This is a genomic window from Nocardioides sp., from assembly GCF_029937575.1.
Taxonomy (GTDB): Bacteria; Actinomycetota; Actinomycetes; order Propionibacteriales; family Nocardioidaceae; genus Nocardioides.
The window spans coordinates 1-17419 of record NZ_JAPYPS010000018.1 but is presented as its reverse complement, the minus strand read 5'-3'; the positions used below and the strand labels follow the sequence as shown (position 1 = coordinate 17419).

The window sequence follows — 17419 nt, the reverse complement described above, 5'->3', positions numbered from 1 at the left end:
CTCTTCAGGCCCCTCAGAGGTGGTTCTTGTAGGTCTCGTAGTCCGCGTCCGGGTCTCCGGTCGGACTGAAGTGGCTGATGTTCTCGATCGTGGTGCCCCACTCGTCCTCGGGCTTCCAGACCGCCTTGACGCGCATGCCCATCCGCACCTGGTCGGCGGGGATGTCGAGGATCAGGTGCAGGAAGGCGATGTCGGCGCCGTCGAGCAGGACGTAGGCCGAGACGTACGGCGGAGTGATCTTCTGGCCCATGAACGGCACGTTGACCACGCAGAAGGTCGTGACCGTGCCCTCGTGGGAGAGCTCGACCTCCTCGGAGGTCGGCTGCCCGTCGGAGGGGCACGCGCTGCGCGGCGGCACGTAGACCTTGTGGCACGCCGGGCAGCGTTGCCCGACGATCCTGCCCTCGGCCAGGCCGCGGTAGAAGGCCGACTCCTCGGGGGAGGCGGCGTAGACGTAGTCGAGCTCGACGGGGGTGATGATGCCCGTGACCGGGTCCACATCGGCGTCGGCGGGCATGTCACCGGATCTCGGCTGCTCGGTCGCGACTGCGTCGCGTTCGGCGGCGGGCTCGAAGCAGGCGATGTCGGTGATGTGGCCGACCCGCTCATCGGCCCAGCGGACCTGCACCCGCATGCCGGTCGACATCTCCTCCGGGGATGCCACGTCGACCGCGTGGAGCAGGGGAGCGTCCGCGCCGTCCAGGGTGACGAGTGCGAAGGCGAAGGGACGGTCGAGGGGCTGACCCTTGACCGGCTCGGGCACCCACGACCACGACGTCACCGTGCCGGCGGGGGAGACCTCGACGAAGTCGGTGGTCTGCTGGTGGGTCACCGGGTCGTACTCGGGCGGCGGTACGACGACGGTGCCCGACGAGGTGCGCGCGCCGACCACCACGCCGTCACGCAGCCCGGTGAGGAACCTGCCGAGCACGGGGCCGGTGGAGCGGGTGTAGTCGAAGGCGACGGTCACCGGCGCCGAGAGAGTGCGAGCCATGGGACGAAACTAGAACACGTTCTATCTCGCCCGCAAGGTTTCTGACAGGCTACGGACCATGAAACTGGGACTTCAGCTGGGTTACTGGCAGGCCGGACCGCCCGAGGGCGTCGGAGAACTCGTCGCGGCGGCGGAGGAGGCGGGCTTCGACGCGATCTTCACCGCGGAGGCCTGGGGATCGGACGCGTTCACGCCCCTCACGTGGTGGGGTCGCGAGACGTCGACGGTGCGACTCGGGACCTCGATCGTGCAGATGTCGGGTCGCTCGCCGGCCTCGATCGCCATGCACGCCCTCACGCTGGACCACCTCAGCGGCGGCCGGGTCGTGCTCGGCATGGGGGTGAGCGGTCCGCAGGTCGTGGAGGGCTGGTACGGCCAGCCGTTCAGCAAGCCGTTGGCCCGGACCCGGGAGGTCGTCGACATCATCCGCAAGGTCTTGGCGCGTGAGGCGCCGGTGACCAACGACGGTCCGCACTACCCGCTGCCGTTCACCGGCGCGGGCTCGGTCGGCCTCGGCAAGCCGCTCAAGCCGATCGTGCACCCGTTGCGCCCCGACATCCCGATCTGGCTCGGCGCCGAGGGCCCGAAGAACGTCGCGCAGACCGCCGAGATCGCCGACGGCTGGATCCCGATCTTCTACACGCCGAAGTCGGCCGGGATGTACCAGCCGTGGCTCGACAAGGGCTTCGCGCGACCCGGCGCACGCCGGACCCGCGCGGACTTCGAGATCGCCGCGACCTGCCATCTCCAGATCGTCTCGAGCGCTGCGGAGAAGAAGGCCGTGATCGACGGGATGAAGGGCGTGGTGTCGCTCTACATGGGCGGCATGGGGGCCGCCGAGGCAAACTTCCACAACCAGGTCTTCGTCCGGATGGGCTACGAGGACCTCGCCGCCGAGGTGCAGAAGCTCTATCTCGCCGGCGAGAAGGACAAGGCGACCGCACTGATTCCCGACGACCTCGTCGACGACATGCACATCGTCGGTGAGCCGGGCGAGGTCAAGGAGAAGGTCGCCGCCTGGGAGGAGACCGGCGTGACGACGCTGATGCTCAGCTTCCACGGTGCCGACGAGATCCGGAAGGTGGCCGAACTGTTGGCGTGATGCCGGCGTTCGGGGTGGGTGTGTTGTTCGTGGTGGGTGGGGCGCCCGCGCGCGTAGTCGACCGGGTCTCGCCGTCAAGGATCGCCTGCGGCGCCCGCTTCGCGGTGCCTTCGGCATCCGTTGACTGCGAGCCTCTCCCGGTCGACTGGTCGACGCGCTGACGGCACGAGCAAGCTCGCGCCGCCGCATGCGCGGACGCCACACCCGGCACATGACTCACATCGCCTCATCCAGTGGGCGCATACGACAGGTTTCAGGCCGTTTTCGTGTCGTTTCTGCCCAACCGACCAGACCTTGTGGCCTCTGTGACTGATGGGGTGGGGCCGCGCGCGGCCCACCCCCGGGTGACCGCCAGGACCAACCCTGACCCAGACGCGCACCGCGCCTGGAGAGCCGGAGTACGTTCGACGGCGTGATCGAGCTGAGCAAGGACCAAGAGACAGACCTGGCGACCGAGGACGGTGCGCACCCCCGACGGTTGCGCCTGGGGATCGGGTGGGACAAGTCGCGTACCGGCGGCTTCATCGGCACCGGAGCGCCCGAGATCGACCTGGACGCCTCGGCCATCCAGTTCGCCGACGGCAAGCTCTTCGACCTGGCCTTCTACAACAACCTGTCGACTCGTGACGGCTCCGTGGTGCACCAGGGCGACAACCGGTCCGGCTCGGGGGTGGGGGACGACGAGACCATCCTGGTGGACCTCGACAAGGTCTACGCCAAGGTGGACCGGATCTTTCTGCTCGTCAGCAGCTACGCCGGACACAGCCTCGAGTGGACCGACAACGCCTACTGCCGCGTGGTCACCGACAACGAGGCGGCGGTCGAGCTCGCCCGCTTCCGGCTGACCGTCGCGGTCAAGGAGACCGGGTTGGTCATCGCCGAGCTCGTGCGACGGGCACCCGACTGGAGTCTGCACGCGATCGGGGTCGGCATCCCTGCCAAGATCCCGACCGAGGCGGTCCCGGCGCTGCAACGCCTGCTCTGAAGGTGACGGGTCGTGACCCGTGACAGAAACTGCAACACGTTCTAGTCTCGGCGGCATGACGACCACTGACGACCGTCCCGCATCAGCCTCGCCGTCTGCGACGCACCAGGCGTCGGCCGAGACGATGCGCACCCCCACCCACAACGGCAACCTGATGGTCGCGGCGCTCAAGCGCCATCACGACAAGCCGGTGATGTACCTCGGGGACACGACGCTCACCGGCGGCGAGACCGCGGAGCAGATGAGTCGCTACGTGCAGGCCTTCGAGGCCCTCGGCGCGGGCACGGGGACGCACGGGGCGCTGCTCGCGCTGAACCGCCCCGAGGTGCTCTACATCCTCGGGTCCGGCCAGACCCAGGGCTACCGCCGTACGTCGTTGCACCCCCTCGGCTCCGCCGACGACCACGCCTACGTGATCAACGACGCTGGCATCACGTTCCTGATCATCGACCCCTACTTCACCGAGCGGGCCCTCGAGCTGCTCGAGAAGTGTCCCGGGCTGACCCAGGTCCTCACCATCGGGCCGGTCCCCGAGGCGCTCGCAGGCGTCGGCGTCGACCTGGTGGCCAAGGCGGCGGAGTACGACGCGCAACCGCTGACCGCCAAGCTCCTCCCGCCCGACCACATCGTCTCGATCACCTACACGGGCGGGACGACGGGCAAGCCCAAGGGCGTGATCGGCACGTCGGCGGCGATGAACACGATGAGTCAGATCCAGCTCGCCGAGTGGGAGTGGCCGGAGAACCCGAAGTTCCTGATGTGCACGCCGTTGTCGCACGCCGGCGCGGCCTTCTTCGTGCCGACCGTGATCAAGGGCGGCACGCTGCACGTGCTCTCGCGCTTCGACCCGGCCGAGGTCCTGCGCACGATCGAGGAGCAGAGGATCACCGCCACCATGCTGGTGCCGTCGATGCTCTACGCCCTGATGGACCACCCCGACTCGCACACCCGCGACCTGAGCTCCCTGGAGACCGTCTACTACGGTGCCTCGGCGATCAACCCGGTGCGGCTCAAGGAGGCCATCGACCGCTTCGGACCGATCTTCGCGCAGTACTACGGTCAGTCCGAGGCGCCGATGGTGATCACCTACCTCAGTCGCGCCGACCACGTCACCGGTGGCGACGAGAGACTCGCCTCCTGCGGGCGCCCGTCGGCCTTTATCCGCACGGCACTGCTCGACGAGGACGGCAACGAGGTGCCGGTCGGGGAGCCGGGCGAGATCTGCGTGTCCGGCTCCTTGCTCGCCGGTGGCTACTGGAACCTCCCCGAGGAGACCGCGGAGACCTTCCGCGACGGGTGGATGCACACCGGCGACATCGCGCGCGAGGACGAGGACGGCTTCTGGTACATCGTCGACCGCACCAAGGACATGATCGTCACGGGCGGCTTCAACGTCTTCCCGCGCGAGGTCGAGGACGTCGTCGCCGAGCACCCCGCGATCGCCCAGGTCGGCGTGATCGGGACGCCGCACGAGAAGTTCGGCGAGGCGGTCACCGCGATCGTCGTCCTGCGCGACGGGCACGACCTGACCGACGAGGTCGTCGCCGAGATCCAGGACATGGTCAAGCAGCGCAAGGGCTCGGTGCAGTCGCCGAAGCAGGTCATCGCCACCGACGCCCTTCCGCTGACGGGTCTGGGCAAGCCGGACAAGAAAGCCCTGCGCGCCCAGTACTGGACTGGTGAGCGCTCTGTCGGCTGACCGGAGGTCAACACTGTTGACTCACCTGTCGGAACGCGTGAGGATCGTGGTGTGACCAGTCGCTACGCATCTCTGACCCGCGACGAGCTCGCGACGCTCGTCCCCGAGCTGCTCCTGATCGGCCAGCTCATCGACCGATCCGGCATGGCCTGGTGCATCTCGGCCTTCGGCCGCGAGGAGATGGCGCAGATCGCCATCGAGGAGTGGGCGGGCTCCTCTCCCTTCTACACGCGCCGGATGCAGCGCGCGCTGGGCTACGAGGGCACCGACGTGGTCACGATCTTCAAGGGACTCCAGCTCGACATCGGCGCACCGCCCCAGTTCATGGACTTCCGCTACGCGGTCACCGACCCCTGGCACGGGGAGTTCTGGCTGGACCACTGCGGTGCGTTGATGGACGTCGAGCCGATGGGGGAGGACTACGTCCGCTCGATGTGCCACGACATCGAGGACCCCACGTTCGACGCCACGGCGGTGGCGACGAACGCCAAGGCCCAGGTGCGGCCGATCCACCGACCGCCTCGTGCCTCCACCGATCAGCACCCGCACTGCCGCTGGACCGTCGTGATCGACGAGGCGCACGAGCCGGTGACCCCCCTGCCGCCGTACTACGAGGTCGAGCCCAAGCGCGCCGTGACAGTTGCGCTGGACCCGATCGTCCCGGGTGGGGGCGGGCTCGACGACTACGCCGGGCCCCTCGTCGACGACCTCGACTTCGCGGCGTTCTCGCACGCCGCGCTGGTGCGCATCGCCGACGAGGTGTGCCTGCAGATGCATCTGCTCAACCTCTCCTTCGGGATCGCGGTGGCCAAGCGGGCCGCATCGTCGGAGCAGGCGCAGGAGATCTGCACCAAGCAGCTGGTCGGGATCGCCGGCATCGCCGCCGAGCGGCTCCACCGTGCGCTGGCCCTGCCTGCGGACGAGGCCGGGGCAGCACGCGCTCTGGCCCTGCTGCCGCTCTTCAACCCCGTGGTCTACACCGGTGGCGAGGAGGGCGGATCCGGTGCAGCGACGCTGGCGGTCATGCCATCGGACGCGGCCGCCGACGGTGGGTGGATCGCGCTGTGCGGACCCGGTCGCACCGCGCCCCTCCAGGCCGCCGTACGCGCCGTGGACCCCTACCTGGACGTCGAGGTGACCGGCTCGCAGGAGACGTGGGACCTCACCGTCGTACGACGTCACGAGCCGGCTCCGGAGGCGGGCGAGGTGGCGGTGACGAGGTTCAGCACCGGGGCGAGGTTCGAGTTCGAGCCGCGGCGATCCCTCCCGCTCTTCCCCGTCTGAGACCGCCGGCCCGGAGACGGCCAGGGAGGCCATGGCGAGGATCCTCTCCGGAACGCCGCGCCCGGAAACCCGGTCGTCGGTGTCAGTGGCCGGTGAACTCGGGCTTGCGCTTCTCCAGGAACGCCCGCGGGCCCTCCTTCGCGTCGTCGGAGGCGAAGACCGCGGCGCCGACCTTCGCGTCGTCAGCCCAGCAGTCGTCCTCGTGCTTGCCCTCGGAGTCACGCATCGTCCTGAGGATCGCCTGGACGGCGACCGGCCCGTTGGCCGCGATCGCGTCGGCGATCTCGTGCGCCTTCGCCAGCGCCTCCCCGTCGGGCACGACGTGCCCGATGAGGCCGACCTCCTTGGCCTCCGGAGCCTTCATGGTGCGGCCGGTCAGCAACAGCTCCGCGGCCACGGTGTAGGGCATCTGGCGGATCAGCCGGACGGCCGAGCCACCCATCGGGTAGAGGCTCCAGCGCGCCTCGGCGACGCCGAACTTCGCGGACTCGCCGGCGACGCGGATGTCGGTGCCCTGCAGGATCTCGGTCCCGCCGGCCACCGCCGGCCCCTCGACCGCGGCGATCAGTGGCTTGGTGAGGCGAAATCCCTTGAGCAGCGACTTGATCACCGAGGGGTCGAACTCGCCCGACTCGAAGCTGTCGCTCGGCGGCTTGGCGTTCATCGCCTTCAGGTCGGCACCGGCGCAGAAGTACCCGCCGGCCCCGGTCAGGATGCAGACCCGGATGGAGTCGTCGGAGTTCACCCTGTCCCATGCGTCGCTCATGATCGCGAGCATGTCCCCGGACAGCGCATTGCGCGCCTCCGGGCGATTCATGGTCACCACGAGGGTGTGGCCGACCTGCTCGACCAGGCAGTGCGGAGCTTCGTGGGAGGTGGAGTCGGCTGCGGTTTCGGTCATGTCGCGAGACGGTAGCGAAAAACAAGAACGTGTTCTAGTCTCGCGGCGTGGCCCTGAACATCGCAGACCTCTTCGAGCACGCCGTCGACGCAGCCCCGGACAAGCCCGCCGTCAAGGTGGGCGACCGGGTCGTCACCTACGCGGAGCTGGAGGCAGACGCCAACCGGCTCGCCCACTACCTCGCCGCCCAGGGCGTCCAACCCGGCGACCACGTGGCGATCTACGCCAAGAACAGCGTCGAGCACGTCGTCGCTGTCCTGGCGACGGTCAAGATCCGCGCAGTCACGATCAACGTCAACTTCCGCTACGTCGAGGGCGAGCTCAACTACCTCTTCGAGAACGCCGACGTCGTCGCGCTGATCCACGAGCGCTCCTACGCGCCCCTCGTGGCCGCCTGCGCCCCGAACCATCCCCAGCTGAAGACGTTCGTGTCGTTCCCCGACATCCTGGACCCGACCAACGATGCCGACCTGTCGTCGTACGGCGGCGTGGAGTACGCCGACGCGATCGCCGACCAGAGCCCCGAGCGCGACTTCGCCGAGCGCTCGGCCGACGACCTGCACATCATCTACACCGGCGGGACGACCGGCTTCCCGAAGGGCGTCATGTGGCGCCACGAGGACTTCTGGCGCGTGCTCGGCGGTGGGATCGACTTCTACACCGGAGAGCCGCTCTCGGAGTTCGACCAGTCCGAGCAGGCCAAGCTGGACGGCCGGATGACGACCTTCCCGCTCAGCCCCCTGATGCACGGTGGCGCCCAGGCCGGGTTGCTGATGCACCTGTTCGCGGGTCACCTGACGATCCTCGAGCCCAAGTTCGACCCCCAGCGCACGTGGGAGATCATCAACGACGACAAGGTCCAGCTGATCTTCATGACCGGCGACGCGATGGCACGACCGCTGATCGAGGAGTACGAGCGGAAGAAGGCGACCGGCACGCCGTACGACGGCTCGAGCCTGTTCGCCATCTCCAGCAGCGCAGCGATCTTCAGCCCGCCCGTCAAGGAGCGGTGGATGTCGGAGTTCACCAACGCCGTCTTCACCGACTCCGTGGGCGCCACCGAGACGGGCTTCCAGGGCATGGGCATGCAGGACAAGGACGCGATCAGCTCCGACGGCCCCGTGGTCGGGCTCGGTCCCAGCAGCGTGGTGCTCGACGACGACGACCGGCCCTACGACCTGGCCACCAGCGTCGGCAAGATCGGTCGCCTCGGGCGCGGAGGCTCGGTGCCGGTGGGCTACTACAAGGACCCGGAGAAGTCGGCCAAGACGTTCCTCGAGGTCGACGGCGAGCGCTACTCGGTGCCCGGCGACTTCGCGCGCATCGAGGAAGGCAACCGGGTCACCCTGCTCGGCCGCGGCTCCAACTGCGTCAACACCGGCGGGGAGAAGGTCTACCCCGAGGAGGTCGAGATGTCGATCAAGCGCCACCCGGCGGTCTACGACTGCCTGGTCGTCGGCATCCCCGACGAGAAGTACGGGCAGTCGGTCGCCGCGGTGGTCCAGCCCCGCGAGGGAGCGAGCGTGGAGCTCGAGGAGCTGCGCACCTTCCTGCGCGAGCACCTGTCCGGCTACAAGCTGCCCCGCAGCCTGACGGTCGTGCCGGAGATCCCGCGCAACGCCACCGGCAAGGCGCAGTACCCCCGCGCCAAGGAGATGATCCTCGCCGACCAGACCGGCGCGGCCACCACGCAGGCCACCAGCCAGGGAGCCCCCGCATGATGCGCAGCCCGCTGTGCGAGGCCTTCGGCATCGAGTACCCGATCTTCGCCTTCACTCCCTCCGAGCACGTGGCGGCGGCGGTGTCCAGGGCCGGTGGCCTCGGGGTCCTCGGGTGCGTCCGGTTCAACGACACCGAGGAGCTCGAGAGCGTCCTGTCGTGGCTGGACGACAACACCGACGGCAAGCCGTACGGCGTCGACATCGTGATGCCGATGAAGATCCCCACCGAGGGCACCTCGATGGACCTCGGCGCGATGATCCCCGAGGACCACAAGAAGTTCGTCGACGAGACCCTGCTCAAGCTCGGCGTCCCGCCGCTGCCGGAGGGCGAGGGACGCGACGGCGTGCTCGGCTGGCTGCACTCGGTGGCGCGCTCTCACCTCGACGTCGCGCTGCAGCACCGCCCCGTCTTCATCGCCAATGCGCTCGGCTCGCCGCCGAAGGACGTCATCGACAAGTGCCACGAGCACGGCATCAAGATCGGTGCCCTGGCCGGCGCCGCCAAGCACGCGCTGAGTCACGTCGACAACGGTGTCGACATCATCATCGCGCAGGGCTACGAGGCCGGCGGACACACCGGTGAGGTGGCGAGCATGGTGCTCCAGCCCGACATCGTGGACGCCGTCGGACCCGACGTGCCCGTCCTCGGCGCCGGTGGCATCGGCTCCGGCCGCCAGATCGCCGCGTCGCTGGCCCTGGGTTCGCAGGGCGTGTGGATGGGCTCGATCTGGCTCGGTACGCAGGAGTACCAGCTGATGGGTGCGGCCAACTCCGACGCCTGGCAGACGGCCTTCACCCGGGCCACGAGCAGCGACACCGTGCGGACCCGCGTCTACACCGGCAAGCCGGCCCGGCTGCTCAAGACGAAGTGGACCGAGGCCTGGGCCGAGGAGGGCGCACCGGCGCCGCTGCCCATGCCGCTGCAGAACCTCCTCGTCTCCGACGCCCACAACCGGATCAGCGCTGCCAACGACCCCGACGTGATCTCCATGCCCGTGGGCCAGATCGTCGGGCGGATGAACGAGGTGCGCCCGGTCGCCGAGGTGATGGCCGACCTCGTGGCGGAGTTCGAGGAGACCGTCGCCAAGCTGGAGAAGCTGCGGTAGCGCCACCCGGGCGCGAGCGCTCAGATCGGTGCGTACGTCGTGCCGCGCGGCGCCCGCTCCCAGGTCGTGCCGCCCCCGGTCTCGGCCAACGCTCGCTTGAGCACCTTGTTGGTGGCGGTGCGCGGCAGGTCGTCGACGATCCGGACGTAGCGTGGCCGGGCCTGGGGGGACAGGTCGTCCTGCTCGTCGAGGAACGCGGCCAGGGTCTGCGGCGTCAGCCCGTCGCGCAGGAGCAGCGCGGCAACCACCTGGTCGCCGCCCGCGGGATCTGGCACGGCGTACACCGCCGCCTCCGAGACGGCCGGGTGTCGCAGCAGGATCCGCTCGATCGGGGCGGCTGCGAGGTTCTCGCCGTCGACTCGCAGCCAGTCGGCGCTGCGCCCGGCGAAGTAGACGAATCCGTCGGCGTCCCGGTACGCCAGGTCGCCCGACCAGTACATCCCGCCTCGCATCCGCTCGGCCTCGGCGCTGTCGTCGCGGTAGTAGCCGGCGAAGGCGCCGGAGCCGTGGGTGTTGACGAGCTCGCCCGTCGCGCCCTCGGCGTTGAGCAGCCTGCCGTCGTCGTCGAAGATCGCGTCCGCCGTCGGCTCCGCGGTGGCGGGGTCGAGCACCGCGACGCCGTCGACCGGCCGGCCGAGACTGCCCGGCGGCATCCCGGCGACCCGCTGCACGATCACGGCGTTCTCCGTCGATGAGTAGGAGTCGATCACCGTGCACCCGAAGCGGCGCCCGAACCCCTCGATGTCGCGCTCGTTCGCCTCGTTGCCGAACACCAGCCGCAACGGGTTGTCGGCGTCGTCAGGCATCTCGGAGGTGGCCATCACGTAGGCCAGCGGCTTGCCGACGTAGTTGGCGTACGTGGCCCCGTAGCGGCGCACGTCAGGCAGGAACCCGGACGCACTGAAGCGCGGCGCGAGGGCGATGGTGGCGCCGACGGCCAGCGCGGGGGCCCAGCCGGCCATGATCGCGTTCGAGTGGAACAGCGGCATGGAGAGGTAGGCGACGTCGTCGGGGGTGAGGCCGAACCGCTCGGAGAGGAACTGCCCCGGGTAGGCGATCTTCTCGTGGGTCACGTTGACGGCCTTGGGCTCGCCCGAGGTGCCGGAGGTGAAGATCAGCATCAGCAGGTCGTCGGGCGCCGGGGTGCCGGTGGCGGTGGCGGTGCCTGACCGCGGCGCCGACTCGGCGTCCTCGACCAGGGCCCGCCACGCGGGTGAGCCGACGACGAGCACGGGCACACCCAGGTCGAGCCCGTCCAGGAGGGGCGCGAGCGACTCCTCGGTCACGACCACCTGCACGTCGGCCCGTCGTACGTCGGCAGCGAGGGCGGCTCCGCGGCGGGTGTGGTTGAGTCCGACGACGACGTGACCGCCGAGGGCCGCTCCACCGAGGAGGAAGAGGAACTCCGGGGTGTTCTCGAGCAGGACACCCACGTGGGGCGGGCTGCCCGGGGACAGCACGGACGACAGGAGGGTCGCGCGCACCCGGGAAGCGTCGACGACCTCGCGCCAGCTCCAGGCGGCGTCGCCGGCCAGCAGCCCCGGCCGGTCGTCCTCGGAGCGCGCCACCAGGTGGTCGCGCACGGTGGGGGCGTCGGTCATGGGGTCGTCGCCCCGGACGTCCAGATCGCACAATTGTGCCGATGTGGCACGTCCACGGCCGCCGAACGTGTCAGGACGGCACAATTGTGGGACTGGGACACGATCAGGCAGGCTCCGCAGCCAGCGCCCGTCCGATGGTCAACGCCTGCTCAGTGGCGCCGCCGAAGAGGAACTCGAAACGCTTGGCCGTCGTGAAGTAGCGGTGCGCCTCGCCGTCCAGGTCGATGCCGACCCCGCCGTGCACGTGGACCGTCGTGTGGGCGAGCTTGTGCCCGGCGTCGGCGGCCCAGAGCTTGGCGGTGGCGACCTCGGTCTCGGCAGGGAGCCCCTCGGCGAGGCGCCACACTGCCTGCCACAGGGTGAGTCGCTGAGCGAGCACGTCGATGTAGCCGTCGGCGAGACGCTGCGAGACCGCCTGGAACGTGCCGATCGGTCGGCCGAACTGCTCGCGCGTCTTGGCGTAGGCGGCCGTCAGGTGCAGCGCACCCTCGGTGACGCCGAGCTGCTCGGCGGCCGCACAGGCGATGAGGAACTGGGCGAGGCGGTCCGCGGCGGCACCGTCGACGTCGCCCAGCAGCTGAGCGGCGGCGCCGTCGAGGTCGAGTCGTACGACGGCGTCCCGGTCGCTGCTGTGTCCCTCGACGCCCGTGACGCCGTCGGCGGCCGGGTCGAGGAGGAACACGCCGACACCCTGGTCCGTGGCAGCGGTGAGGAGCAGGAGACCTGCGACGCCACCGGCGCGGACGATCGACTTCGACCCGGTCAGCACCCAGTCGTCGCTCCCGTCACCGGCAGCACGTGCCAGGACCGTCGGGCGTGCCGGGAGGTGCGAGCGCTCCTCGGCGACCGCGGCGGTGAGGATCAGCTCGCCGGACGCCACGCGGGGGAGCACGGACTCGCGCTGGGCCTCGGTGCCGCGCTCGGCGACGAGCAGGGCCGCCGGCCCGTGGACGGCCAGCGGGACCGGGGCGACGGTGCGGCCGACCTCGACCAGCACCCGGCACAGCTCGACGAGGCCGAGCCCGGCACCGCCGTACTGCTCCGGGACCGCGAGGGTGGTCAGGCCGGAGGAGGCGAGCTCACCCCACAGCTCGGCGTCGAAGCGCGACCCCGCGGCCTCGACCTGCTTCTGTCGCTCGTTGGTCGCCCGCTCGCCGAGGATGGTCGCGGCGAGCGCGGCGGCCTCGTCCTGCTCGGAGGTGAAGGAGAAGTCCATGGGTGTGCGTCCCGTCCTCTATCGCTTCGCGGCGGGCAGGCCGAGGCCCACGTAGCCGATGATGTCGCGCTGGATCTCGTTGGTGCCGCCGCCGAACGTCATCACCAGCGACGACCGGTAGTAGCGCTCGAGCCGGCCGGCCAGGGCTGCTCCCTCGGAGTCGCCGGTGAGGCCGGCCTGCGGACCGACGATCTCGGTGAGCGTGCGGTAGACCTCGGTGTTGAGCTCCGAGCCGTAGATCTTGATGGCCGAGGCCTCGGCGGGGGAGAGGTCGACCTTCGCGTCGGCGTCGGCGGCGAGCTTCCAGTTGAGCAGCGCCAGTGCCTCGACACGCGCGTGGACCCGGCCGAGAGCGATCTGGACCCACTCGGTGTCGATGACGCGCTGGCCGTCGGGGTTCTTGGTCTGCTGGGCCCACTCCCGCACGAGCTTGAGCGAGTGGACCGTCGGCGCCGCCGACGTGAGTGAGACGCGTTCGTGGTTGAGCTGGTTGGTCATCAACGACCAACCACCGTTGAGCTCGCCGACGAGGTTCTCGGCCGGGACACGCACGTCCTCGTAGTACGTCGCGCTGGTGCCGACGCCGGCGACGGTGTGCACGGGCGTGTACGAGACGCCGGGCGCCTGTGCGGGGACCATGATCATCGACAGTCCCTTGTGGCGGGGGAGGTCGGGATCGGTGCGGCAGGCCAGCCAGATCCAGTCGGCGTACTGGATGAGCGAGGTCCACATCTTCTGGCCGTTGATCACCCACTCGTCGCCCTCGCGGGTGGCCCTGGTCTTCAGCGACGCGAGGTCGGTGCCCGAGCCGGGCTCGGAGTAGCCGATCGAGAAGTGCAGGTCGCCCGCGAGGATCTTCGGGAGGATGTACTCCTTCTGGGCGTCGCTGCCGTAGCGCATGATCGTGGGCCCGACGGTGTTGAGCGTCAGGTAGGGAATCGGTACGCCGGCCACGGCCGCGGCATCGGTGAAGATCAGCTGCTCGATCATCGAGCGGGCCTGGCCGCCGTACTCCCGGGGCCAGCCGATGCCCAGCCAGCCGTCGGTGCCGATCTGGCGGATGACCTCCTTGTAGACCCCGGCCTCACCGAACTCCCCGGTGGCCGAGGCGAGGCCGGCCCTCCGCTCGGGGGTCACGAGGTCGTCGAAGTACTCCTTCAGCTCCGCTCGCAGGGCCAGGTGCTCAGGCTCGAGGACTACACGCATGGGCGTCAGACTAGAACGTGTTCTCGTTTTCGGCTAGCCTCGCCTTGACGTTGAATGGCCCGAGCAGGACCGATGGACGCACGACACGGGAGACGCAATGAGTGAGACTCGCATGCTCGACCAGGGCGCCGCCCCCGAGCGGTTCGCCCGCGGCTGGCACTGCCTCGGACTGGCGAGTGCCTTCGGGGACGGAAAGCCGCACGGGATCGAGGCCTTCGGCACCAAGCTGGTCGTCTGGCAGGACACCCACGGCGACCTGCAGGTGCTCGACGGCTACTGCCGCCACATGGGTGGCGACCTCACGCAGGGATCGGTCAAGGGTGACGAGATCGCCTGCCCGTTCCACGACTGGCGCTGGGGTGGCGACGGCAAGTGCAAGGCGATCCCCTACGCCCGACGCGTGCCGCTGCGCGCCCGCACGCAGAAGTACCCGACGGCGATCCGCAACGGTCAGCTGCTGATCTGGCACGACACCGAGGGCAGCGACGCCGACCACGACATCCTGCCGCCCGAGCTCCCCGGCGTCGGGACCGACGAGTACACCGACTGGTCCTGGGAGGTCGTTCCGATCGAGGACTCCCACTGCCGCGAGCTGATCGACAACGTGGTCGACATGGCGCACTTCTACTACGTGCACTTCTCGTTCCCCACCAGCTTCCGCAACGTCTTCGAAGGTCACGTCGCCACCCAGTTCATGGAGTCCAAGGGGCGTCCCGACATGAGCGGCGGGTACGGCGACGCCGACCTCTTCCTCAAGTCCGAGGCGACGTACTACGGGCCGTCGTACATGATCAACTGGCTCGACGTCGACTACAAGGGCTTCCAGACCGAGGTCATCCTGATCAACTGTCACATCCCGACGGGTCCGGACTCGTTCACCCTCCAGTACGGCATCACGGTCAAGAAGCCCGAGGGCATCGACGAGCCGACCGCTCAGTTCATCGCCGGGAAGTACGCCGAGATGTTCGGTGGGGGCTTCCTGCAGGACGTGCACATCTGGAAGAACAAGGTGCCCGTGCAGAACCCGCTGCTCTGCGAGGAGGATGGTCCCGTCTACCAGCTGCGTCGGTGGTACGAGCAGTTCTACGTCGACCGGGCCGACATCGCGGCCGAGATGACCGACCGGTTCGAGTTCGAGGTCGACACCACCAAGGCCAACGAGTACTGGCAGGAGGAGGTAGCCGACAACCTGGCCAAGCGCGCTCAGGAGGAGGAGACGGCCCCGCCGTCGTCGGAGTCCGCCGAGGCGACCGCGGCACACTGATGGCCTCGTTCGTACCCACCAGCGACGACACCCTCGAGGACCGGCGGCTCTACACCGAGGCGCGTCAGACCACGGTCGCCTGCCTGGACTGCCTGGCGGAGGTCGGCGTGAAGAAGAACAGCGAGCACCACACCGCGATCCAGTGGAGCTCGAGCGCCCAGGGCTCGTGCCCGGTGCTGTCGCGCCGGGGCGTGCCGCGCGCCCGCTCCGTCCACGCGGGGTGTCCACGGATGGAGGCCAGCATCGACGCCGCGGCCCGTGAGGGAAGAATCCCCCTCGGCGCCGAGGACGGCTACTGACCCTCGCGCCTGCTCAGCGTCGCTCCACCGGGATCCGGTGTGCTGCTGTCCTACCCAACCTCGTCACGAAAGAGAACCGTGGAGCCTGTTTCCTACGAGCTCGAGGTCATCGACGTCGTCGAAGAGACCGCCGACGCCCACTCGATCACCTTCCGCGTCCCGACCGAGGCCGCCACCGACTTCACGTACCGGCCCGGCCAGTTCCTCACCGTGGCCGTTCCCAGCGACCAGACGGGCGTCGCTGCCCGGTGCTACTCGCTGTGCAGCAGCCCGGGTGACGAGGGCGCCGAGACGAGCTTGACCATCACGGTCAAGCGCACCGCCGAGGGCTATGCGTCCAACTGGATCTGCGACCGCGTCGGCGCGGGCGACACGCTGCGGGTCCTGCCCCCGAGCGGGATCTTCACCCCGGCGTCCCTGGACGCCGACCTGTTGCTGTTCGCCGGCGGCAGCGGCGTCACTCCGATCATGTCGATCACGCGTACGGCGCTGGCTCGCGGCAGCGGGCAGATCACGGTGTTCTACGCCAACCGGGACGAGAGCTCGGTGATCTTCGCCCGCGAGCTCTCCGAGCTCGCAGCCGCCCATCCCTGTCGGCTCCTCGTGATCCACTGGCTGGAGAGCGTGCAGGGCCTGCCCACCCAGGAGCAGCTGCGCGCGTTCGCTGCGCCCTACCAGGAGCGCGACGCGTTCGTGTGCGGACCGGCGCCCTTCATGAAGATGACCACCGCCGCCCTCAAGGAGCTCGACTTCCCCCGAGCCCGCAGGCATCAGGAGAAGTTCGTGTCCCTGGGTGGCAACCCGTTCGGCGACGTGCCGGGGGCCGTGGAGGCTGCGGAGCCGCCTGCCCCGGCAGCGACGACCGCCGCCGTGGAGGAGAGCAGCTCGGGGGACGTCAGCGTGACCGCCGACGCCGACCCCGTGCGCCTCGAGGTGGAGCTGGACGGTGAGAAGCACGTCTTCGACGACTGGGAGCGCTCCACCACGCTGCTGGAGCACCTGGAGGCACGTGGGGTGAAGGCGCCGTACTCGTGTCGGGAGGGGGAGTGCTCGGCGTGCGCGGTACGCCTGATCGAGGGCGAGGTGTCCATGGCGCACAACGACGTGCTGGACGACGAGGACCTCGCCGACGGGATCCGGTTGGCCTGCCAGGCGACCGCGACAACCGACGTCGTGCGCGCCAGCTACTCCTAGGGGTACCCGACCCAGAGGTAACCATGCGTCCACAAGATCCACAATTGAGTAACAACGGGTGGGGGAGACGGGCTCCGGTCTAGACCGCAAGATCTATTTTGCGGTAACACGTGACCTGCGTACGGCGAGTCCGTTTGACTTCGTAGCACCTCCTCAGGTGCGCCCCCCACTCCCCCATGTAAGGAACGACCCCCCATGTCTCTCGCACTCCTCATCGGATGCCTGACGGTCGGCATCCTGCTCGCGACCCAGATCTCGCGTCCCGCCACCGACTCCTCCCGGCAGCGCTCGGCGAGCCGCCGTGCCAAGTTCGTGGCCACCCACCCGACGCACGTCAACTCGGCCGACATCGTGGCGGCCCTCGGCCGTGAGGGAGTGCCGGTGCAGCAGGCGCGTTTCATCACCGAGCGCGCCGACGAGCAGGGGATCAAGCCCTTCACCATGTGGCTGTGGCTCGAGCAGTTCGGCGCCGAGGTGCTCGGCATCGTGGTCGCGGCCGACCTCACCCACGAGCAGCTGCTCACCCACATCAGCAACGGCACCGTCCCGGACCTCGAGGAGCTCAAGCTCTTCGCCTCGGCCAACGGGCTCGACGTCGCTGACCGTCCGCAGTCCGACCCGAAGCGGAGCGCCCCCTCGGTGAAGGCCAAGAAGCGCCCCCCGATGCCGCCGATCTACGAGCCGGGCAGCTACACCGGTCTCGAGCTCGCCGCTCGGGCGCGCCGGAGGCCCGACGTCGAGCGACTCGACGACAGCGGACAGGGAGACGTCGCGGCCTGATCCCGGCGGCAACCCACGGAACCCGACGGTCGGGGCCCGCGCTAGTCAGAAATGACTAGGCGGGCCC

At 69.4% G+C, this 17419-nt stretch carries 15 protein-coding genes; 10 read left to right on the top strand and 5 right to left on the bottom strand.

Going from position 1 to position 17419, the window contains the following annotated elements:
* Positions 1-13: 13 nt before the first annotated feature.
* Positions 14-994 carry an OB-fold nucleic acid binding domain-containing protein gene (locus Q1K33_RS08615; protein WP_300402767.1) on the bottom strand — a complete coding sequence of 327 codons (981 nt, stop codon included), beginning with the start codon at positions 992-994 and terminating at the stop codon, positions 14-16.
* Between the two features lie 58 nt (positions 995-1052).
* On the opposite strand from Q1K33_RS08615, the gene Q1K33_RS08610 reads away from it, so the two are divergent.
* The 4 genes from Q1K33_RS08610 (at position 1053) to Q1K33_RS08595 (ending at position 6064) form a co-directional block, all read left to right on the top strand.
* Positions 1053-2096, top strand: coding sequence for an LLM class F420-dependent oxidoreductase (locus Q1K33_RS08610; RefSeq protein ID WP_300402764.1), 1044 nt, complete (start codon positions 1053-1055; stop codon positions 2094-2096).
* Positions 2097-2508: 412 nt separating this feature from the next.
* Positions 2509-3081, top strand: coding sequence for a TerD family protein (locus Q1K33_RS08605; protein ID WP_300402762.1), 573 nt, complete (start codon positions 2509-2511; stop codon positions 3079-3081).
* 55 nt (positions 3082-3136) lie between these two features.
* A complete protein-coding gene (fadD8, locus tag Q1K33_RS08600) occupies positions 3137-4780 on the top strand; it encodes a fatty-acid--CoA ligase FadD8 (RefSeq protein ID WP_300402759.1) in 1644 nt (547 codons plus the stop codon).
* Positions 4781-4831: 51 nt separating this feature from the next.
* Complete coding sequence (locus Q1K33_RS08595; RefSeq protein WP_300402756.1) at positions 4832-6064, top strand: hypothetical protein; 1233 nt, start codon at positions 4832-4834, stop codon at positions 6062-6064.
* 82 nt (positions 6065-6146) lie between these two features.
* On the opposite strand, the gene Q1K33_RS08590 is transcribed toward Q1K33_RS08595, so the two are convergent.
* Entirely contained in the window at positions 6147-6965 is an 819-nt protein-coding gene (locus tag Q1K33_RS08590; protein WP_300402753.1) for a crotonase/enoyl-CoA hydratase family protein, read from the bottom strand.
* A gap of 47 nt (positions 6966-7012) precedes the next feature.
* Between Q1K33_RS08590 and Q1K33_RS08585 the strand changes: the two genes are divergently transcribed.
* On the top strand, positions 7013-8686 hold the full coding sequence (locus Q1K33_RS08585) for an acyl-CoA synthetase (RefSeq protein WP_300402749.1): 1674 nt from the start codon (positions 7013-7015) through the stop codon (positions 8684-8686).
* A complete protein-coding gene (locus Q1K33_RS08580; RefSeq protein ID WP_300402746.1) occupies positions 8683-9792 on the top strand; it encodes a nitronate monooxygenase family protein in 1110 nt (369 codons plus the stop codon). The genes Q1K33_RS08585 and Q1K33_RS08580 overlap by 4 nt, the downstream gene beginning before the upstream one ends.
* Before the next feature lie 20 nt (positions 9793-9812).
* On the opposite strand, the gene Q1K33_RS08575 is transcribed toward Q1K33_RS08580, so the two are convergent.
* From Q1K33_RS08575 to Q1K33_RS08565, 3 genes are all read right to left on the bottom strand, one after another.
* Positions 9813-11393, bottom strand: a complete 1581-nt coding sequence (locus tag Q1K33_RS08575) for an AMP-binding protein (protein ID WP_300402743.1) — start codon at positions 11391-11393, stop codon at positions 9813-9815.
* 103 nt (positions 11394-11496) lie between these two features.
* Positions 11497-12609 carry an acyl-CoA dehydrogenase family protein gene (locus Q1K33_RS08570; RefSeq protein ID WP_300402740.1) on the bottom strand — a complete coding sequence of 371 codons (1113 nt, stop codon included), beginning with the start codon at positions 12607-12609 and terminating at the stop codon, positions 11497-11499.
* 18 nt (positions 12610-12627) lie between these two features.
* A complete protein-coding gene (locus Q1K33_RS08565; protein WP_300402737.1) occupies positions 12628-13815 on the bottom strand; it encodes an acyl-CoA dehydrogenase family protein in 1188 nt (395 codons plus the stop codon).
* 97 nt (positions 13816-13912) lie between these two features.
* On the opposite strand from Q1K33_RS08565, the gene Q1K33_RS08560 reads away from it, so the two are divergent.
* The 4 genes from Q1K33_RS08560 (at position 13913) to Q1K33_RS08545 (ending at position 17352) form a co-directional block, all read left to right on the top strand.
* Positions 13913-15079, top strand: a complete 1167-nt coding sequence (locus Q1K33_RS08560) for a Rieske 2Fe-2S domain-containing protein (RefSeq protein ID WP_300402734.1) — start codon at positions 13913-13915, stop codon at positions 15077-15079.
* Positions 15079-15378, top strand: coding sequence for a hypothetical protein (locus tag Q1K33_RS08555; RefSeq protein ID WP_300402731.1), 300 nt, complete (start codon positions 15079-15081; stop codon positions 15376-15378). The genes Q1K33_RS08560 and Q1K33_RS08555 overlap by 1 nt, the downstream gene beginning before the upstream one ends.
* A gap of 78 nt (positions 15379-15456) precedes the next feature.
* Positions 15457-16572 (top strand): 2Fe-2S iron-sulfur cluster-binding protein, encoded by a 1116-nt coding sequence (locus Q1K33_RS08550; protein WP_300402728.1) that lies wholly within the window; start codon positions 15457-15459, stop codon positions 16570-16572.
* A 195-nt stretch (positions 16573-16767) separates the two neighbouring features.
* A complete protein-coding gene (locus Q1K33_RS08545) occupies positions 16768-17352 on the top strand; it encodes a hypothetical protein (RefSeq protein WP_300402725.1) in 585 nt (194 codons plus the stop codon).
* The last annotated feature ends 67 nt before the right edge of the window (positions 17353-17419 follow it).